General features: G+C 38.3%; 16 protein-coding genes and 1 pseudogene. 13 read left to right on the top strand and 4 right to left on the bottom strand.

What is annotated here, in order from left to right; genetic code table 11:
- Positions 1-12: 12 nt before the first annotated feature.
- Positions 13-900 (bottom strand): carbohydrate ABC transporter permease, encoded by an 888-nt coding sequence (locus tag QLQ22_RS05510; protein WP_223440268.1) that lies wholly within the window; start codon positions 898-900, stop codon positions 13-15.
- A gap of 85 nt (positions 901-985) precedes the next feature.
- Positions 986-2,251: a sugar ABC transporter substrate-binding protein gene (locus tag QLQ22_RS05515; protein WP_223440270.1), complete on the bottom strand. Its 1,266-nt coding sequence runs from the start codon at positions 2,249-2,251 to the stop codon at positions 986-988.
- 466 nt (positions 2,252-2,717) lie between these two features.
- On the opposite strand from QLQ22_RS05515, the gene QLQ22_RS05520 reads away from it, so the two are divergent.
- The 5 genes from QLQ22_RS05520 to QLQ22_RS05540 all read left to right on the top strand — a co-directional run bounded on the left by QLQ22_RS05520 (position 2,718) and on the right by QLQ22_RS05540 (position 10,490).
- Positions 2,718-4,886 carry a glycoside hydrolase family 3 N-terminal domain-containing protein gene (locus tag QLQ22_RS05520; protein ID WP_284016179.1) on the top strand — a complete coding sequence of 723 codons (2,169 nt, stop codon included), beginning with the start codon at positions 2,718-2,720 and terminating at the stop codon, positions 4,884-4,886.
- Positions 4,887-4,890: 4 nt separating this feature from the next.
- A complete protein-coding gene (locus tag QLQ22_RS05525) occupies positions 4,891-8,235 on the top strand; it encodes a GH36-type glycosyl hydrolase domain-containing protein (RefSeq protein WP_284016180.1) in 3,345 nt (1,114 codons plus the stop codon).
- A 76-nt stretch (positions 8,236-8,311) separates the two neighbouring features.
- Positions 8,312-9,283, top strand: a complete 972-nt coding sequence (locus QLQ22_RS05530) for a LacI family DNA-binding transcriptional regulator (protein WP_284016181.1) — start codon at positions 8,312-8,314, stop codon at positions 9,281-9,283.
- Between the two features lie 572 nt (positions 9,284-9,855).
- The gene (locus tag QLQ22_RS05535) at positions 9,856-10,209 is read left to right on the top strand and encodes a reverse transcriptase domain-containing protein (protein WP_284016182.1); all 354 of its coding nucleotides are present in this window, start codon (positions 9,856-9,858) and stop codon (positions 10,207-10,209) included.
- 32 nt (positions 10,210-10,241) lie between these two features.
- Positions 10,242-10,490 carry a group II intron maturase-specific domain-containing protein gene (locus QLQ22_RS05540; protein WP_240549815.1) on the top strand — a complete coding sequence of 83 codons (249 nt, stop codon included), beginning with the start codon at positions 10,242-10,244 and terminating at the stop codon, positions 10,488-10,490.
- A gap of 159 nt (positions 10,491-10,649) precedes the next feature.
- On the opposite strand, the gene QLQ22_RS05545 is transcribed toward QLQ22_RS05540, so the two are convergent.
- A complete protein-coding gene (locus tag QLQ22_RS05545) occupies positions 10,650-11,567 on the bottom strand; it encodes an AraC family transcriptional regulator (protein ID WP_252208190.1) in 918 nt (305 codons plus the stop codon).
- Positions 11,568-11,765: 198 nt separating this feature from the next.
- Between QLQ22_RS05545 and QLQ22_RS05550 the strand changes: the two genes are divergently transcribed.
- Together QLQ22_RS05550 and QLQ22_RS05555 are read left to right on the top strand one after the other, a co-directional pair.
- Positions 11,766-12,617, top strand: a complete 852-nt coding sequence (locus QLQ22_RS05550; protein WP_284016183.1) for an aldo/keto reductase — start codon at positions 11,766-11,768, stop codon at positions 12,615-12,617.
- 106 nt (positions 12,618-12,723) lie between these two features.
- Positions 12,724-13,074: an ankyrin repeat domain-containing protein gene (locus tag QLQ22_RS05555; protein WP_284016750.1), complete on the top strand. Its 351-nt coding sequence runs from the start codon at positions 12,724-12,726 to the stop codon at positions 13,072-13,074.
- A gap of 207 nt (positions 13,075-13,281) precedes the next feature.
- Here the strand turns inward: QLQ22_RS05555 and fabF are convergent, their stop codons facing one another.
- Complete coding sequence (fabF, locus tag QLQ22_RS05560) at positions 13,282-14,517, bottom strand: beta-ketoacyl-ACP synthase II (RefSeq protein ID WP_223440277.1); 1,236 nt, start codon at positions 14,515-14,517, stop codon at positions 13,282-13,284.
- A gap of 122 nt (positions 14,518-14,639) precedes the next feature.
- Between fabF and QLQ22_RS05565 the strand changes: the two genes are divergently transcribed.
- From QLQ22_RS05565 to QLQ22_RS05590, 6 genes and pseudogenes are all read left to right on the top strand, one after another.
- On the top strand, positions 14,640-15,491 hold the full coding sequence (locus tag QLQ22_RS05565; protein ID WP_223440279.1) for a helix-turn-helix transcriptional regulator: 852 nt from the start codon (positions 14,640-14,642) through the stop codon (positions 15,489-15,491).
- Positions 15,492-15,552: 61 nt separating this feature from the next.
- Positions 15,553-16,128, top strand: a complete 576-nt coding sequence (locus tag QLQ22_RS05570) for a reverse transcriptase domain-containing protein (RefSeq protein WP_284016184.1) — start codon at positions 15,553-15,555, stop codon at positions 16,126-16,128.
- Positions 16,129-16,268: 140 nt separating this feature from the next.
- Complete coding sequence (locus QLQ22_RS05575) at positions 16,269-16,517, top strand: group II intron maturase-specific domain-containing protein (protein WP_284016751.1); 249 nt, start codon at positions 16,269-16,271, stop codon at positions 16,515-16,517.
- 473 nt (positions 16,518-16,990) lie between these two features.
- Positions 16,991-18,094, top strand: coding sequence for a spore germination protein (locus QLQ22_RS05580; protein WP_284016185.1), 1,104 nt, complete (start codon positions 16,991-16,993; stop codon positions 18,092-18,094).
- Positions 18,095-18,378: 284 nt separating this feature from the next.
- Positions 18,379-18,669 (top strand): annotated as a pseudogene (locus tag QLQ22_RS05585) (class I SAM-dependent methyltransferase); the annotation flags it as partial.
- Positions 18,670-18,773: 104 nt separating this feature from the next.
- Entirely contained in the window at positions 18,774-19,295 is a 522-nt protein-coding gene (locus tag QLQ22_RS05590; RefSeq protein ID WP_223440283.1) for a TetR/AcrR family transcriptional regulator, read from the top strand.
- Positions 19,296-19,336: the final 41 nt, after the last annotated feature.

Genomic DNA, 19,336 nt, shown 5'->3' on the forward strand with positions numbered 1-19,336 from the left:
ACCTCTTCATCCTCAATAATCAACATCTTTCTTCTGTAATCTGAATTGAATCATTGTCACAATGATGATGGCGATAAACAAGATAAACGAGCCAGCAGCTGCATAGCCAAAGTTGCTGAGCTGAAATCCATTACGGTAAATAAATAAGGCGACGGAGGTTGTGCTGTCAAGCGGTCCGCCCTTCGTCATAATAAATGGTTCCTCAAAAAACTGCAGCCAGCCAATCATCGTAGTAATCGAGACAAAGAAAATCGCATAGCGCAGCAAAGGGATGGTTATTTTTGTTAACTGTTTCCAATCACTTGCACCGTCAAGCTGAGCCGCCTCATAATACGTTTTGGGGATACCTTGAAGCGCTGCTAAAAAAATAATCATATTGATCCCAATAGCCCGCCATAATGCTAATGCAATTAATGATACTTTTGCCATAACAGGGTGCTGCAGCCAGGGGACAGGAGGAATGTGGAGAAGCTCCAATATGTAGTTAAACAAACCAAATTGAGGGTTATATAAATAACTCCATACAACGGCGACTGCCACAACATTAGTGATCGAGGGCATGTAGAATACAGCTCTGAAGGCTTTAAAAATACGTGCTTTTCCATAGTTAATAAGCAAAGCGATTCCAAGGGAACAGATAATCACAAGCGGAACCCCAAAGATTACATAAAAAAGGGTGTTAAGGATAGATTTAATGAAAATCTCATCGCTTAAAACATCTGTATAATTTCGCAGCCCAATAAAGTTAATAGTTGACCAATCTGCTAAGCCTGCTAAATCAATATCAGTGAAACTGATGATCAGCGCCACGAAGATTGGCAGCAATGAAAACAAGAACAACAAGATAATCGCAGGCGCTATGAAGAAATATGGTGTTTTGTTGTTAATGATGGTTTTCAAGGGAATCCCTTCTTTCACGTTAGCCGAAATAATTGATGATGTCTGACAGACAGAGGATTCTGCCTGTCAGCACAATGCTGTCACCTTATTTGTTTAAAATTTCTTCGGACTTCTTGTTGAATTGATCTAATTCTTTTTCAACATCTGCACCGCCGCGGTAAATCTTTTCAAAAGTGCTTAAGTAAGTTTGTGCGATTTTTTCCCATTCCTTCATAACAGGCATTGATTGTGAATGCTTCATTTGCTCTCCAAACGTTTTGTAAAGAGGGTTTTCTTTTAAGGATTCATCTTCCCAAGCTGCTTTTGTTGATGGCAGTGAATTTGTCATTTCCATCCACTTAAGCTGTGTTTCAGGTTTACTCATGTACGCTAAGAATTTCAGAGATGCATCTTTATTTTTTGTATGTTCAAAGATCGATAGATTTGATCCGCCAAGTGCCGAGATATTATTTTCTTTTGCAGGAAGAACAGCAGTAGCCCATTTTCCTTCAAGTTCTGGTGCCTGGTCATTAATCAGTTTAATCATCCATGGGCCGCTGATGAACATTGGAAGAATACCGTCATCACGGAAGCCTTGGATGATATCAATTCCCAGTTCATCTTTAGGCGCTGAACCATTCTTGAAAAATCCGTTTAAGTACTCAACAGCTTCAGTAAATTCAGGTTCGTTAAACAGCGGCTTATTTTGTTCATCAAGCAGGGTTGAACCATTTTGTCTTGCGAACATGAATGCCAGGCTTTGTTCTTTTATATCAAGGCTTATGCCATACTTGCCTTTGCCGCGTTCAGATAATTTTTTTGCTGCATCCTGAAGTTCATTCCATGTCTTTGGTGCTTCGTTATAGCCTGCTTCTTTTAGTAAATCTGTACGATAATAGAGAACTCGCGTATCAATGTACCAAGGAACTCCAACCGTTTTATCTTCAAATTTCGTTGTTTCTACGGATCCTTCATAATACTTGGCAGGATCAAGTTCTGGATAATCTTTGATATGGGGTGTTAAGTCCATTAATGCATTTGCAGAAGCAAATTCAGGAATCCAAGTCGTCCCCATCTGCAGTACATCAGGGCCTTTTTTTGAAGCAACAGCGGTTAATAATTTATCATGCGCTGTATCCCATGGAATTGCCTGAACTTTTACGTCAATTTTCGGGTTTTCCTTTTCAAATTCATCAGCAATTTTTGGAAGGGACTTCGCTTCCTCGCCCATGCCCCATACTGTGATCGTGGTTTTATCTGATGATGCAGAATTACTTGAACAGCCTGCAAGCGTACCGGAAACCAGCAATGTGCCTAATACTGCTGCACTGATCCATTTTTTGCTTTTAAATTTAGCAGAATTCTTCTTCATTTTATTTCCCCCAGTTCATGTAAGTCATTGACCTGAATCAATGGTTTAAACTCCAAGCATTAAAAGTATGAAATGTGTAAGATTGAAAGATTTAACCCATCCCCCTTTAGTGAAACGTTTCTATTAAGAAGAAAAAATATAGATTGACTGATTACAGCAACGTTAATCCATCCTTTTGCAAAGTAAGAAATAAACTAAAAGGTGTAGAAACGTTTCGATAGGGCTATTATAATTGAGAGTGTAATCGTTTTCAACATAAAAATTTCAGATTATATTAATTTTTACAACACATTCCGATCATATATATACGGATAAATTAGAAATATGGATAATTAACACCTTTAAAAACGTTTCGATATAGTTTGACTGATAAAATGAAAGCGTTTATAATCCAATTAAATAGTAAATCGAAACGTTTTTATTGCATATTCCTAAAAAACTGTTAATATATGGGGGATGAAAAATAGTGAAGCAGAAACTAAACTCTATGATCCAAAAGATGACACTAGATGAAAAGATTGCTCAGTTTATTCAGCTCGCAACTCCTTTTTATAAAGGAGCAAGCAGTGAAGGGCAAATAACAGGCCCTATGGCAGAAATGGGAATCACAAAGGATATCATTCAAAATAGCGGATCCGTTTTAGGTGCATCAGGAGCGCAAGAAACAATGGATATTCAAACTGCCCATATGAAAGAAAACCGATTAGGAATACCGCTATTATTCATGGCGGATGTGGTACACGGTTATAAGACAATTTTTCCTGTACCGCTTGCTGTCGGATGTTCATGGGATCCTGAATTAGCTGAAAAAAGTGCGGAGATTGCTGCTAAAGAAGCAGCTGTGTCTGGTGTTCATGTGACATTTGCACCAATGGTTGATTTAGTCCGTGATCCGAGATGGGGTCGAGTGATGGAATCAACGGGGGAAGATCCATATCTTAATAGTCTATTTTCAAAAGCATTCGTTCTCGGTTTTCAGGGTACGGATTTAACATCCGATCTGAATCGGGTAGCGGCGTGCGTGAAGCACTTTGCCGCTTATGGAGCCGCAGAAGGCGGACGTGATTACAATACCGTTGATATGTCTGAGCGTGCGCTGCGTGAATATTATCTTCCCTCTTATAAGGCAGCGCTTGATGCAGGCTGTGAGATGGTTATGACGGCTTTTAATACAGTAGATGGCATTCCTGCAAGCGGAAATAAAAAGCTGATGCGGGATGTACTGAGAAATGAATGGGGATTTGACGGTGTTCTTATTTCTGATTGGGGAGCAGTCAAAGAGCTGATTCCCCATGGCGTCGCCGCTGATGAATCAGAAGCAGCCCTTAAAGCTTTCCAGGCAGGAGTTGATATTGAAATGATGACTGCTTGTTACGTAAAACATTTAAAGAGTTTAATAGATGCCAATTTGCTCGATGAAAAGCTTGTTGATGAAGCAGTCATGAGAATTTTGGAGCTGAAGCAAAAATTAGGATTATTTGATAACCCGTATCGGGGTGCAGATGTGCAGCTTGAAAAAGAAGTAGTTCTTAGCAGGGAGCACCGCCAAACAGCGAGAGAGCTTGCAGCCAAGTCTTGTGTTCTATTAAAGAATAAAAACGTTCTTCCTTTGAAGACAAGCCAGAATATAGCGCTCATTGGACCGTTTGCGGAAAGCGGAGATCTTTTAGGGCCATGGTCATGGCTCGGTTCAAAAAATGAAACTGTAAGGCTTATAGATGGGTTTCAAATGAAAATAGATTCTTCAAAGCTCCAGACTGCCATAGGCTGTGAGATTGAAGATGGGGATAAAAGTCAGCTTGAAGAAGCTCTAAAGGCAGCACAAAAAGCAGATGTGATCGTTCTTGCTTTAGGCGAGCATACTGGTATGAGCGGAGAAGCAAAAAGCAGGTCTAATATCCGCCTTCCTGAAATACAGGTTGAGTTAATCAAGACAATGAAACAGCTGCATAAACCGATTGTAACAGTTCTCTTTAATGGCCGTCCTTTGGATTTGCACGGTGTGATCGATCAATCGGATGCTGTCCTGGAAGCGTGGTATCCTGGGACAGAGGGCGGTGCAGCCATAGCAGATTTATTATATGGAGACGTTCATCCATCAGGTCGTTTATCAATGTCATTTCCATACTCTGTCGGACAAGTGCCTGTCTACTACAATAGCTTCAACACCGGCCGCCCGCCTGAAAATGCACAGGATGAGTATGTTTCGAAATATTTGGATATCCCTAATGAACCGCTGCTTCCTTTTGGATTCGGTCTAAGCTATACAAATTTTGCTTATAGCGGTGCCCGCCTATCTGCAGATGAGATTACACAAAATGAGACTTTGCAAGTATCAGTGAAGGTGACAAATACAGGAGAAGCAGCAGGGGAAGAAACCGTACAATTATACGTTCAAGATATTGCTTGCGAAGTAATCCGTCCTTTAAAAGAACTAAAAGATTTCCGGAAAATTCACCTCCAGCCGGGGGAAACAAAAGAAGTGACCTTCAAATTATCCGAAGCAAAGCTTCGCTACCATCATTCAGATCTGACCTATAAAAGTGATCCTGGCAAGTTTCGTATTTATATAGGTCCAAACAGTGCGGATGTTATGGCTCTGCCATTCGAATTATTGAAAGAATATGAGGGATAAAAACATGACAATGATGACGGATTCAACATTTGAAATTAAAGCGGGAGATTTTTGCTTCAGCTTTTTAAACAGCGGTGATCTGCGATTAGCCGCCCATAAAGACACAATGATTAATCAGTGGATTGCAAATCCAATAGACGGTTCATTAAATAATCTGTATTTGCGCTTGCATAAAGAGAATGAGATTGAATTTTTCCCTTTGATTGGCGTACAATCCAACAGCACAGTATCATTTTCAGATTCCGAGGTTATTTGGGAAGGAAAAGCAGAACAAGTTTCTTATCAAGTGACGTTTCATTTAACAAAAAGAGGCATTTGGTATTGGAATATTGATCTTGATGGGCATGACGTAAGTGCAGACGTAGTTTATGGACAAGATATAGGAATTGCAAACAAAGGGGCTGTCCGTACAAACGAAGCATACCTTTCCCAATATATTGATCATCGTGCATTTGAACATGATCGTCTCGGATATGTGGTCTGCTCCCGCCAAAATCAGCCTCAGAGTTCTGGATTTCCTTATATTCAACAGGGTGCTCTGACAAAAGCTGCTGGTTACTCAACGGACGGATTTCAGTTTTATGGATTATCTTATAAAGAAAAAAACATTCCTGAAGCTTTACTGAAAAAAAATCTGGCAAATGAAGTGTACCAATATGAATTTGCTTATACAGCCCTTCAATCTGAAAGAGTAACATTAGAAGGCAAAGCCCAGGTTGTTTTTTATGGGCTGTTTAAAGAAAATCATCCGGAAGCCGTTGCCGTACTGGAATATTCAAATGAGGCAGAGGATGCTTGGAACGAATACAGGACAGAAAGCAGGAAACAATCTCAATCTATTGAAAAGGTTTCAATATCTTCTGACATAGGAACTCCGTTAAAAACATTATCTATGTCTTTAGAAGAAATTAATCAATACTTTCCAAACAGACATCAGGAAGAATGGGAAGGAGACACCCTGCTTTCCTTCTTTACAGATACACATGAGCATATCGTTTTAAAGGAAAAGGAAATGCTTGTCGAACGTCCGCATGGCCATATTCTGATGACCGGGAACAATGATAAAGTGTCTGAACACATCCTGACTACCTCTTCCTTTATGTATGGGGTATATAACTCGCAGCTTGTAATCGGCAATACATCCTACAATAAAATGTTAACAAATACTCGTAATGCGCTGAATGTGATGAAAACATCCGGACAGCGCATATACGCGGAAATCGAAGGCGTTTATCAGCTTTTAACTATGCCTTCGCTGTTTGAAATGGGATTCAATTATGCCCGCTGGTACTATAAGCTTGAAAAAGATATGCTGATTATTACAAATTTCACGACAGTTGATTCACCTGAAGTTCATTTGCATGTACGTTCTTTAAATGGCAGCGCCTATCGCTATCTTGTTACGAACCAAGTTTCAATGAACAATAATGAATATGAGACCTCGTTCAAAATGGTGAAAGATGGACAAACTCTCACTTTTTATGCAGATGCTGCTTCAGATAGTGCTGGTGTTTATCCGGAATTAAAATATCGTCTTCATCTAGATGGTGCAAATGCTGTGATCAAAGATGAAAGCACACTTGCTCAAAATGCGGAGCCCCTTTCTGCTTCCTTAGTTGTAATGGAGCTATCCGAATCAAATGAATGGACCATTCGAATCACGGGGCATTTGAACGGGGAAGAAAGGTCTTCATCACTTCTTGACGCAGAACAGGAAATCGAGCGCTATCGTGCGTTTTATAAAGGGGTAATGAATGGATTCCATTTATCAATGCCAGGCGGTGAATCTGAAGAAGTTGAAAAGGTAAATGACCTTGCCTGGTGGTACACACATAACATGCTTGTCCATTATTCTGTTCCTCACGGCCTTGAACAGTACGGAGGAGCCGCATGGGGCACACGGGATGTATGCCAGGGGCCAGCTGAATATTTCATGGCAACCCAAAACTATGATTCCGTTCGCGAAATGATCAAAATCGTGTACTCTCATCAATATGAAGATGATGGAAATTGGCCGCAATGGTTTATGTTTGACAACTATTTTAAGATTCAGCATGGAGAAAGTCACGGTGACATTATCGTCTGGCCTCTTAAAGTATTGGGTGATTACCTTGCTGTTACGAAGGACTACAGTATTTTAACTGAAAAAGTGCCTTATACCATCCGCGGATCTTTTCAATTTACAGATGGAGAAAAAACAATTTTAGAGCATGCAAACAAGGAAATTGACTATATTAAAGAGCACTTTTTACATGACACCTGTTTATCTTCTTACGGGGACGGAGATTGGGATGATACTCTTCAGCCGGCAAATGCCAGTCTGAAAAAATACATGGTCAGCAGTTGGACAGTGGCATTGACATATCAGGTGATCAGCCAGTTTTCACAATGTCTGAGGGAAGTGGATGAGAAAGAGGCAGAAAGCCTTGGGAATCTTGCTGCAGGAATTAAAGCTGATTTCAATAAATATATGCTTCAGACTGATGTGATTCCTGGGTTTATTTATATGGAAAAAATGGGTGAGGAAGAGCTTATGCTGCATCCTGATGATACGAAAACAGGCATCAGCTATCGGCTTCTCCCAATGACGCGGAGCATGATCAGTGAATTGCTGACGCCAGAACAGGCGGAAGCACATTACAAGCTGATTAAACGTGAACTTTACTGCCCGGACGGTGTCCGATTAATGAACCGTCCAGCAAAGTATGCAGGAGGGGTAAGCACTCACTTCAAACGGGCAGAACAAGCAGCAAATTTCGGACGTGAGGTAGGACTTCAATATGTTCATGCTCATATCCGTTATGTTGAAGCGATGGCTAAGCTCGGAAAAGTAGATGAGGTTTGGGACGGACTTTCGCTTATTAATCCGGTTGGCATTATTCAATCAGTCCCAAACGCGGAACGCCGCCAAAGCAATGCGTACTTCAGCAGCTCGGACGGGAAATTCAATACTCGCTATGAAGCACAAGAAAGGTTTAACGAATTGCGCGATGGCACAGCTCCTGTGAAAGGCGGATGGAGAATTTATTCAAGCGGGCCTGGCATTTATATGAATCAATTAATTTCCAATTGCCTCGGAATCCGGCAATTTCAAGGTGACTTAATCATCGATCCCGTGATTCCTCAAAGATTAGATGGCCTTAAATTCCAATTTGAGTATATGGGACGGCAAATAACGTTTAATTATCACATAAAAGGTAAAAAACTAAGCCATGTTCTAATTAATGGGTATGAGATTGAAGGGGAAGTCCTAAAGAATCAATACCGCGCGGGCGGTTTACGCATTTCAAGAGATGAACTGGAAAAAGGGCTTGAACACCATACAGCTGAGATTGAAATCTTCATGTAAAGCACAGATACGGTATAATTGCCCGCCAACTTGTATAATAGCTGTAATGATAAGGGAAGAGATAGGAGAGAGTTTCTTGGTCAGTATTAAAGATATTGCTAAAAAAGCAGGAGTTTCCATTTCGACGGTTTCATACGCACTAAACGGCAGCCCGAAAGTAACAGAAGAAACCTCTGCCAAAATTTTAGCTATTGCCAAAGATTTAAATTATATTCCTAATGCTTCGGCCCGTAACCTTAAAAAGAGAGAGACAAAAGTCATTGGTGTCTATTTGACTGATTTCAGCGGAGCATTTTATGGCCAATTGCTTCAGGGGATTTTGGAATCTCTCAGCAGGAACGACTACGGACTGATTGTATGCAGCGGAGAGCATTCTCACCGGTATTTGCCTGAGCGCATGATTGATGGTGCAATTGTTCTCGATTCAACTTTTTCAAGCGACGAACTTTTGACTTATGCAGAGCGGGGGCACAAAATTGTGATTCTCGACCGGCAAATTGAACATCCCAATATTAATCAGGTTTTATTGGATAATAAAGCTGGCGCCACACTTGCCATTGATCATATTGTTGAAAAAGGACATACAAAACTGTATGTGGTGACAGGTCCGGAAGATTCATTTGATTCTATGCAGAGATTACACGCAGTAAGACAAGCCGCAAAAAGGTATCCGCATATTGAATATACAGAAATAGCAGGGGACTTTACTAAAGAAGCAGGTGAGCGGGCCGCAGAGCAAATAATGAATGAATATGATCAAATTGCTGCTGCCTTTTGTTTAAATGATGAAATGGCTATCGGCATGTACAATTACTTGGCTAATACAGAGTACAGGGCAGGAGAGCATATTCATATCATCGGATTTGACAACCTGGAGGTTTCACATTACACTAAGCCCCGGCTATCTACGATTGACTATTCAAAACGCAAATGGGGTGCACTGGCTTCCGAACAATTATTGAAGCTGATCAAGGGTGTTCCTGTTGAAAATGAACGGATTTATGTTACCTTGATTGAAGGCGAATCGATTAGTGAAAAAAAAGCTTAAACCGTATAAGGCGGGAGTGAAAGGAATCAGTAAGGATTCTTTTCATTCCCGTCTTTGTTTGTTCACTGCCAAAATTAAATTTCTCCTGCTGTACACCCCCTAAACTTAGTGAGAAATCTATATTTAGGATCTGGCGGTGCCGTGTTTTGTATTTCTTTTTCAAAGAAGATGTTTCATACTGTAGATAGAATGAGAGGACATCAGGTACAAATAAAAAAACTCTTATATGTTTTTCTTTGGTAAAAAATATAGTTCATGATAAGGATTACTCCATAAAAAATGATGGTATCAGAGACGGGAATATTATTAGCAGCATTAAATACTGTCATTGATAGATAATCCTAATTTCTCTTGTTTTTAATTTATTTTAAAAAACAAGTGTGCTCAATACTTAACGGGTTCGGTTCAAAGGTGCAAAATGAATATTCACAATAAAATTGTTGAATGACCATAAAGATGTTTAATTACAAATTAAGTTGCTACATTTACAATAAAGTTTGAAAACCCAGCCATGTTATTCCATTAAAGGGCCATTTAATTGAGTAAGAGGTTGAACAAAACTCCACTTTTTTATGCAACTTCCAGGCTTCTTAAGAAGCCCAAAAAGTATAAATGTATACCTCCATTATGTCCTCGACCTTTGGTTTGAGAAAAGGGTTAGAAAACAGTGCAAAGGACAAGCATATATAGTGAGATATGCAGATGATTTTGTTTGTTGTTTTCAATATAAGAGTGAAGGTCAGGAATTCTTCCATTCTTTAAAGATGAGATTAAAGAAGTTTAACCTAGAAATAGCTGAGGATAAAACCAAAATTATTCCCTTCGGGAGGTTTGCGGAGAAAAATGCAAATCAAAAGGGAGAGGGTAAACCAGCAACCTTTGATTTCTTAGGCTTTACAAACTCAAGGAATCTAAAGAATGGTTAAAGAATAATAGAAATAAAGATATTCATATGATTATGGATAGATTCAAACGCTCACTAACAGGTTATTACAACTATTACTGCATCACAGATAATACCCAAAATGTTAACAACTTCAAAGACAAAATCCAATACTTATTGTTTAAGTGGCTCAATAGAAGAAGTCAAAGAAAATCCTTTACTTGGGGTAAGTACAGACTCTTTCTTGATAAATATCCACTACCATCACCAAGAATTAAAGTGAATATATACGATTTAAGAAAAGAGATTAGCTACATTCTGTAAATGATGACTAGGAGGAGCCGTGTGCGTTAATAGCGCAAGCACGGTTCTGTGAGGGGGGAGAAACACAATCTACCGCAAGGTAGAGAGGTTCTCTTCTACTCGACTTGTTTAAATAGAATCTTTTAAAACAATAAATGCATGAATTCCAAAGAAGGAGATTCATGCATTTATTGTTTTTTCATGTATCATTCTAAAACGCTTTATATCTTCTCTTGGTGGTAACCCAAACATCCGAGAATATTCACGACTGAATTGAGAAGGACTTTCATAACCAACCCTAAATGCTACATCGGATGCATCTGAAGACTCAGATAATAACAAACGGCGTGCTTCTTGAAGTCTCAGATGTTTTTGGTATTGAATCGGACTCATAGCAGTAACCTCTTTAAAATGCTTGTGTAGCGTTGCTACACTCATACTTGCTATTTCCGCAAGTTCTTCAACCCTGATTGTTCTTTCAAAGTTGTTCATAATATGTTCGATAACATCTTTGATACGTAAGGTACTACTCCCCTGTACTGCGATTTGTTGCAATGTAGCCCCTTGTTCTCCGTTCAGTACCCTATATAGAATTTCCTTCTTGAACAAAGGTGCAAGTACAGGAATATCCTGTGGATTGTCTAGTAAACGTACTAATCGGATCACAGCATCCAACAAAGGCGAATCTATACGGCTAACATACATAGCTCGTTTAGTGGTGCCTTTGGACTGAACAAATAACTCTGAATCCCTTAAAACATCTAATATTTCACTTGGGTTAAACTCAAGTTTGAAAGCTAAATATGGAGATTCGGGAGTGGCTTGGATGACCTGACCAGTTATAGGCAAATCAACTGATGCTATAAGGTAATCTGAAGGTCCGTACTTATAGCTTTCCCGTCCCAATAATATCTCTTTATCACCTTGGACGGTAATACACAAGGAAGGGTTGTGAACTCCATAATTTGGACCTGTAACATCGGAGAAACGAGACAAAAATAAATATGGAATAGTTGTAGAATAATATCCATCCTGACCCGTGTGCCTTTCAACTAAGTCAGCAAGTGTTTCTTGCTTTAAAGGTAATTCTTTAAACATAATATCATTCCCCCGTTAGGTGATTATTTAAATCTTGCTACATATTCATAGGATTTATAAATGGGATTAAGAGGATTAGGCAAATATTTAAGATTAATTTGATAACGGTGGCTTTTGAGTCTGCTGCATAATAAGTTTATGCCACTGTAATACTCTTACTATCAAAATAGATAAATAAGCAAATAGGAGGAATTATTTATGCAAAAAGTAACATTAAACAATGGTGTTGAGATGCCTATTCTTGGCTTTGGGGTTTTTCAAATTCAGGATGAAAACGAATGTGAACAAGCTGTATATGATGCAATTATGGCAGGCTATCGTCTAATCGATACAGCTGCTTCCTATCTAAACGAAGAAGCTGTCGGTAGAGCAATCAAGAGAAGTGGTGTTCCAAGAGAAGAATTATTTATTACTACAAAACTTTGGGTTCAGGATGCTGGTTATGAAAGCACAAAGAAAGCATTCACAAAATCACTCGAAAGACTTCAATTAGATTATTTAGATTTATACTTGATTCATCAGCCATTTGGTGATGTATATGGTTCATGGCATGCAATGGAAGAATTGTACCGAGATGGAAAGGTTAGGGCAATTGGAGTAAGTAATTTCCATCCAGATCGTTTAGTTGATTTAATTATTCATAATGAGGTAGCTCCTGCCGTAAATCAAGTTGAAACTCATGTCTTTAACCAGCAAATCGAAAGTCAAAACATTATGATAGAGAACAATGTTCAGATAGAGTCATGGGGACCGTTTGCTGAAGGGAAAAATAACATGTTCCAGAACGAATTATTAGTATCAATAGCAGAAAAGTATAATAAATCTGTTGCGCAGGTTGTCTTACGATGGTTGACACAAAGAGGTGTCGTGGCGATTCCGAAGTCTGTTCGTAAGGAAAGAATCGAAGAAAATATCAATATTTTCGACTTCGAATTAAGTCCAGAGGATATGGAAAGAATCGCAACGTTAGATACGAAAGAGAGCTTATTCTTTTCACATAGAGATCCTGCAATGGTGAAAGGGATTGGTACTCATAAAATTCATGACTAATTTTCATCGTAAAGTTAAAAAAACAAGGGATTTCCTTAGGGAAAACCTTGTTTTTTTATATTAAAATCAACTCTTATTCAACAATCGGGGGCGTTTGCTGCATAATGTGGTAGCTCACTTCATTAATAATCATATTAACTTTTTATTTTGTTTAAGGGGTAAACCAATGAAAAAAAGAATTAGGAAAAAGCTTAATAAGAGGAACAGAGAAGAATTAGTCAAAGCCATTTATGAAGGTCATTTTGGAAAAGTGAAATTGTTAGTTCGAAGTAATTCAAGTGCAGATAACAAAGACGAGGATGGATGGACCCCACTCCATTGGGCAACACAAGAATGCCAAATGGAGATTATCCAATACCTTTTGTCTAAGGGAGCTAACATCAATACCAGGGATATTAACGGCTTTTCTCCGTTGTATCAAGCAGCCTCTGAAGGTCGTTATAAAAACCATTTCTAAGGACTTTGAAGCCACATATAACATTGACTTGAATATGATATTCAACAATCGGGGACGATTGCTTAACAAAGTGTCGCCTCTTCTTATTAGTAAAGGGCAGTTTAATGGAGCAAGCGGATTCTGAAGTTCTTCTACATAAGGGCCATTTAATGGAATAAATCTAACCGTTTCTAGAGGAAACGGTCAGATTGACGAGAGAAAGTTTATTCACTCGTATTTCTTTAAAACAATAGCTGCATTATGACCTCCGAAACCAAATGAGTTAGATAGACCCGTATTTATTTTCACTTGGCGAGCAACAGATGGTACATAATCTAGATCACATAATGGATCAGGATTTTCTAAGTTAATTGTTGGAGGAACTATCCCTTCCTTTATGCTCATTGCTAAAGCAATTGCTTCAACTCCACCAGCTGCCCCTAACATATGACCAAGCATAGATTTATTAGCTGTTACTGGAATCTGATAAGCTTGTTTTCCAAACAGCTGCTTAATAGCCATCGTTTCAGAGATGTCCCCCACTTTTGTACTTGTTGCATGGGCACTAATAACATCAATTTCTTCAGGCGATAAATTGGCATTTTTTAAAGCTGATCTCATTGCAAGATAGGCACCTTTACCTTCCGGATGTGTAGCTACGATATGGTGTGCGTCTGAACTTGCACCATATCCAATAACTTCTGCATAAATCTTTGCGTCTCTACGTAAAGCATGAGATAAAGATTCTAAGATTAGAATTCCAGCTCCTTCTGACATGACAAATCCGTCTCGATTTTCATCAAATGGACGACTAGCTTTAGTAGGCTCATCGTTTCTTGTTGATAGTGCTGTAGCATTACCAAAGCTTGCTATTGATAAATCTGTTATAGCTGCCTCCGTTCCACCCGCAAACACAACGTCAACTTCTCCATAACGAATTAATCTAAAGGCTTCTCCAATAGCTGTATTTCCAATTGCACAAGCAGAAACAGGCGACATAGAAGGCCCCATCGCGTTCCACTTGATACTAATTTGTGCTGCTGCAGCATTAGAAATCATGGCAGGTACTAGGGTCGGGCTGACTCTTCTTGGCCCCTTCTGCCTAAGCGCATCAATATTTTCAATGAAGGTTTCAATTCCACCTATACCTGAACCTACGTATACGCCAAACCTTTCTACATCTATACGATCGAGGTCTAACTCAGAATCTGCCCAAGCTTGTTCAGCTGCAGCCAAAGCAAATTGAGAAAAGCGATCTAAACGTCTTGCTTCGTTCTTTCCTAAAACTTCATCTGCATCAAAATCTTGGACGATACCTGCAATTTTTGTTTTATGATTAGTAACATCAAATGTATCAATAGTGGATATACCAGATTCCCCGTTAATCAGATTGTTCCAAAATGTTTTGATGTTGTTTCCTATAGGAGACACTACTCCCATACCGGTAATCACAACTCTTTCCACTTTTCATCCCTCCAAATCAATAATTTACTTGTATTTTACATCTCTTTTATCCTATTACAAGGGATAGTTTATCCTGGTATAATTACTACTAGGTTAAATTGATAAGATGAGGAGTTTTAAAAATGAATGATCAAACTAGGCTTGAAGCTTTGTCGACATTCTTAAAAGCTAAGCGTGCCCAAATTAAGCCAGAGTCTATTGGTTTGCCTGCCGGAACCCGGAGAAGGACACCTGGGTTACGAAGAGAAGAGGTTGCACAATTAGCAGGTGTTAGTACCACTTGGTATACATGGCTAGAGCAAGGAAGAGATATAAAAGTTTCTTCAATCGTACTTGATTGTATTTCTGCAGCTCTACAATTAAATAATGATGAAAGAGACTACATATATGACCTAGCATTAGAGGCAAAATCAGAAATTACCCATCAAGAAAAGGATCAATCAGAGCTTAGCCCTTCTTTAAAGCGAATACTAGCTGAATTAATATATTGTCCGACTATCATTACGGATCGACATTGCCATATTGTGGGCTGGAATCCTGCAGCTGCTCATGTTTTTTTAGATTTTGAACGAATACCGAATGATCAAAGAAATTTGATTCGTTTAGTGTTCACTAGAAAAGAATTAAAAGCATTGGCCGTCAATTGGGAACATTTTGCGAAAGGTTTTCTTGCTATTTTCCGTACCTATTATGGACACTATTTAGGCGATGAATGGTACAACCAATTTATTAAAGAAATGAGTCATTCACATTCAGAATTCCAGGATTTATGGCAAGAAAGTCAAGTGAGTAAGGCTCCAGAAATGGTAATTGAATTTAGACATGCTAAAGCAGGCAAAATGTTGTTTAATTTAACTTCTCTTCAAGTTCAAGGTGATATGGATTTGCGGTGCAGTATCTATACACCAGTAGAGGAAACAGATACAGAAAATAAATTAAAGCGATTAATGAAGAGGGTTTCCGTTGAAAATTAATAAAGTAATTTCATTACACTAGCGAAATGATACTGATTACTTAACGAAGTTATTATTCCTTATGGTAAAAAGAGTTAACTTTACTGTTGTCCTCTTGTTCTGCCATGATGCTTTGAAAATACTGAACTTCTATATTGAAAAGAGATCAGTAAATTATGTAGTAGATGTCGATATTAAAGGATTCTTTGACAACGTTGAGCACAAATGGATGATGGAGTTCTTAAAACTTCGAATCGCTGACCCTAACCTACTAAGAATAATTGGTAGGTTTCTTAAAGGTGGATACATGGAGGAAAGTAAGAAATACAAAACAGACAATGGCACACCGCAAGGTGGAGTAATATCTCCGGTATTAGCCAATGTGTATCTCCATTATGCCCTCGACTTATGGTTTGAGAAAAAGGTCAAGAAACAATGCAAGGGACAGGCATATATAGTAAGGTATGCAGATGATTTTGTGTGGTGTTTTCAATATCAGAGCGAAGCTCAGGAATTCTTCCAATCATTAAAATTTAGATTAAAGAAATTTAACTTGGAAATTGCCGAGGATAAAACCAAAATTATTCCCTTCGGGCGATGTGCCGAAAAATATGAAAAGCAAAGGGAAATAGTAAACCAGCAACCTTTGATTTCCTAGGCTTTACACACTATTGTGGGAAAAGTAAACAAGGGAAATTTCGGGTGAAACGGAAATCGAGTAGAAAGAAAGTCCAAGGTAAATTAAAAGAGTCTAAAGAATGGCTGAAGAAGAATAGAAATAAAGATATTCAAATGATCATGGACAGATTTAGACGCTCGCTTATAGGTTATTACAACTATTATTGCATCACTGATAATACCCAAAATGTTACCAACTTCAAAGACAAAATCGAGACCTTACTGTTTAAATGGCTCAATAGAAGAAGTCAAAGGAAATCCTTTACATGGGATAAATTCAGACTATTTCTTGATAAATATCCACTACCTTCACCAAGAATTAAAGTGAATATATATGATTTAAGAAAAGAGATTAGCTACATTCTGTGAATGATGACTAGGAGGAGCCGTGTGCATTAATAGTGCAAGCACGGTTCTGTGAGGGGACGGAGTGCAATTTACCGTAAGGTAGAAAGGCTCCCTTCTACTCGACTTCTGCAGCAAGAATTGTGATCTTTCTTTATGTTAAGGGCCATTTTCTTGAATAAGAAGTTGCATAAAATCCCACTTTTTTATACAGCCACCAGGTGCGCTTGAGTGTGCGCAAACTTTTATTAATGATAAAATCCTGCATAAACAGTAAATAGTGACAGGTTGAACCCCTTAGTTCCCAAGGTGTTTTAAGAGGGAGCTTCTGTTAGGACATATTATGTCAACCTAATATATTAACATATATACATAATTTTTGTTCTTTTTTGGAAATATAAAATTGTACCGTTTATAAGAAATAGCGTGGAAAAATGAGAAGTAATGAACTTTCTGAAAGTAGTAACCCTGAATTGTGAATAAGGAAGTGACCAGCAATGATTACCAGTTTTAAAGACCGAATCACGACTGAGCAAGTAACTGTTATTGTAATCAATGCTATATTCGGGGTAGGAATCCTCACCTTGCCCAGAACTGCAGTAGAGAAGGTGAAAACCCCAGATATATGGATCAGCGTTATTTTAGGCGGTCTGATCGCGATGATCGCAGGAGTGATCATTGTTAAATTAAGCCAACAGTTTCCCGGAAAAACCTTTTATGAATACAGTCAAGAAATTGTTGGTAAATGGGTTGGAGGGTTACTTAGTCTGCTTATTGTATGTTATTTTTTTACAGCTTGTGGGTTTCAAGTCCGAGCGCTAGCAGAAGTATCGAATTTTTTTTTGTTGGAAGGCACCCCTACCTGGGCAATCATAATGCCATTTATGTGGGTAGGTCTGTATCTAATCATTAGCGGAATAAATCCAATCGCCCGAATATTTGAAATTATCTTGCCTATTACCGTCATCTTTTTTATAATTGTTGCCTTTATGAGCTTCAAAATATTTGAAATTGATAATCTACGCCCGGTTCTAGGGCAGGGAGTGATACCGGTACTAAAAGGAGTACAGACAACTGGTCTATCATACACTGGTTTTGAAACCATTTTGTTCCTTTTGCCATTTATGAAAGAACCAAAGAAAGCAGTAAAAGCCGTTCTAATTGGAATTGCTTTACCGTTGATTTTTTATTTGATGACAGTCGTGATGGTCATCGGAGCATTTTCCGTCGATGGAGTAGTTACAAGAACATGGCCGACGCTTGATCTCATGCGAAGTTTTGAAATTCCCGGTTTGATCTTTGAACGGTTTGAGTCTTTATTGCTCGTGATATGGATTATGCAAATGTTTTCTTCCTTTACGATCTTCTACTATGGTGCTGCTTTAGGACTGGCTCAACTCTTCAAAAAAAGCATTCGTCCATTTATGTATGGCTTGCTTCCGGTTATCTACATCATTGCCATGATTCCGAAAAATATCAATGATATGTTTAAATTAGGGGATTTACAGGGCAATGTCGCGTTGTATTTATTCGGTTTACTGCCACTGGTGCTTCTAATGGTCTCGCGATGGAAGGTTAGAAAACAAGAAGTAAAGTCATAACAATTTACGGTTTCTTTTGGTTTCGTTGTTGGTTCTTTTTCTCCTATCTCTTACCATAGATTTCTAATAAAGCGACTTCCGATAACTATTTTCATGTAAAATAGGCAGACAAGTTTATTCCGCAATCGGGCTATATTGTTGAGTAACTTATTTTCAAAAATGGATATATAAGTAAATGTCGGTATGAGATTGTGAAGAAATGTACTTAAAGTAACGGAGCAGGATAGTTTAATAAGTACAATAATATCGTCGGCTTGTTTTTGAGGGAAAGTCAGGTAATTTAGATTAAAACGTATGCAAATGTCGCTCTTGTTTGGAATAGCAGAGATGTAACTAGCCCTATTATTAAAGAAAATGCAGAAATTTGCCAAAAGACCTGTCCGAATTTCAAAGGATTTAGCGGTGAAATGGAGGAAACTTCAGAAGTATTTAACAGCTTTTTTAAGAATGGAAAGTATGAGTTTAAAAAGTATCAAAATGATTTGCTATTTGATTATGAAGGATTTTTAGGAAGGAATTTATCAGCGTCCTATGCTCCGAAAAAAAATGACGAAGAGTATGGAACTATTTATTTTGAAGAAGCCTACGTTAGAAAACTGATCGTTCTTCTTGCGTAAAAGATTTTTATGTATTATAATGTAATTGATCAATCACTAACTATTGTTGAAGCAGGTGTTTTATGTTGACTAGACCAAAAAAAGAGGAACGCAGGGAAGATATTCTTGAGGCTAGTTTGGAAGTATTTTCCGAAAACGGCTATTATAATACAACTACTGCACTCATTGCAGAAAAAGCTGGAATATCACAACCATATGTTTTTAGATTTTTTAAAACAAAAGAGGAGTTATTCATAGCAGCTCTTGATCGTGCATATGAAAGGATACTCCAAACGTTTAAAAATGTAGAGGCAGAGCCTGAGCAATTGGTCACCAAAATGATTGAAGCTTATGAAGAGTTATCTGTGTCACATCCTAATGAAATTGAGCTGCAAGTCATTGGACTTTCAATCACAGAAGAAACCATAAAAAAGTCTACAAAATCAGGTCTTTCTAGTATTAGGAACTACATTTTGGAAAGGTTTCATTCAGCAGGTATTCCCAATTCGGAAAAAGAAGTTACGACATTCTTAGCAAGAGGAATACTTTGTAATATTTCTTATTTTATCGACTTTCCGGAACTTATTGATGGAAAAGGTAAATAGCCGAGTATCTCGGTTTTTCATTTCAAATTTTAGTTAGTGAT

It is taken from the genome of Metabacillus hrfriensis (genome assembly GCF_030127205.1).
Taxonomy (GTDB): domain Bacteria; phylum Bacillota; class Bacilli; order Bacillales; family Bacillaceae; genus Bacillus_P; species Bacillus_P dongyingensis.

Bases quoted from the DNA above. Each gene is read 5' to 3' on its own strand.
- QLQ22_RS05535 (WP_284016182.1), top strand. From the start codon at position 9,856: ATGCAACTTCCAGGCTTCTTAAGAAGCCCAAAAAGTATAAATGTATAC.
- QLQ22_RS05550 (WP_284016183.1), top strand. From the start codon at position 11,766: ATGCAAAAAGTAACATTAAACAATGGTGTTGAGATGCCTATTCTTGGC.
- QLQ22_RS05525 (WP_284016180.1), top strand. From the start codon at position 4,891: ATGACAATGATGACGGATTCAACATTTGAAATTAAAGCGGGAGATTTT.
- QLQ22_RS05590 (WP_223440283.1), top strand. From the start codon at position 18,774: ATGTTGACTAGACCAAAAAAAGAGGAACGCAGGGAAGATATTCTTGAG.
- QLQ22_RS05580 (WP_284016185.1), top strand. From the start codon at position 16,991: ATGATTACCAGTTTTAAAGACCGAATCACGACTGAGCAAGTAACTGTT.
- QLQ22_RS05575 (WP_284016751.1), top strand. From the start codon at position 16,269: ATGGACAGATTTAGACGCTCGCTTATAGGTTATTACAACTATTATTGC.
- QLQ22_RS05570 (WP_284016184.1), top strand. From the start codon at position 15,553: ATGGTAAAAAGAGTTAACTTTACTGTTGTCCTCTTGTTCTGCCATGAT.
- QLQ22_RS05515 (WP_223440270.1), bottom strand. From the start codon at position 2,251: ATGAAGAAGAATTCTGCTAAATTTAAAAGCAAAAAATGGATCAGTGCA.
- QLQ22_RS05565 (WP_223440279.1), top strand. From the start codon at position 14,640: ATGAATGATCAAACTAGGCTTGAAGCTTTGTCGACATTCTTAAAAGCT.
- QLQ22_RS05540 (WP_240549815.1), top strand. From the start codon at position 10,242: ATGGATAGATTCAAACGCTCACTAACAGGTTATTACAACTATTACTGC.
- QLQ22_RS05545 (WP_252208190.1), bottom strand. From the start codon at position 11,567: ATGTTTAAAGAATTACCTTTAAAGCAAGAAACACTTGCTGACTTAGTT.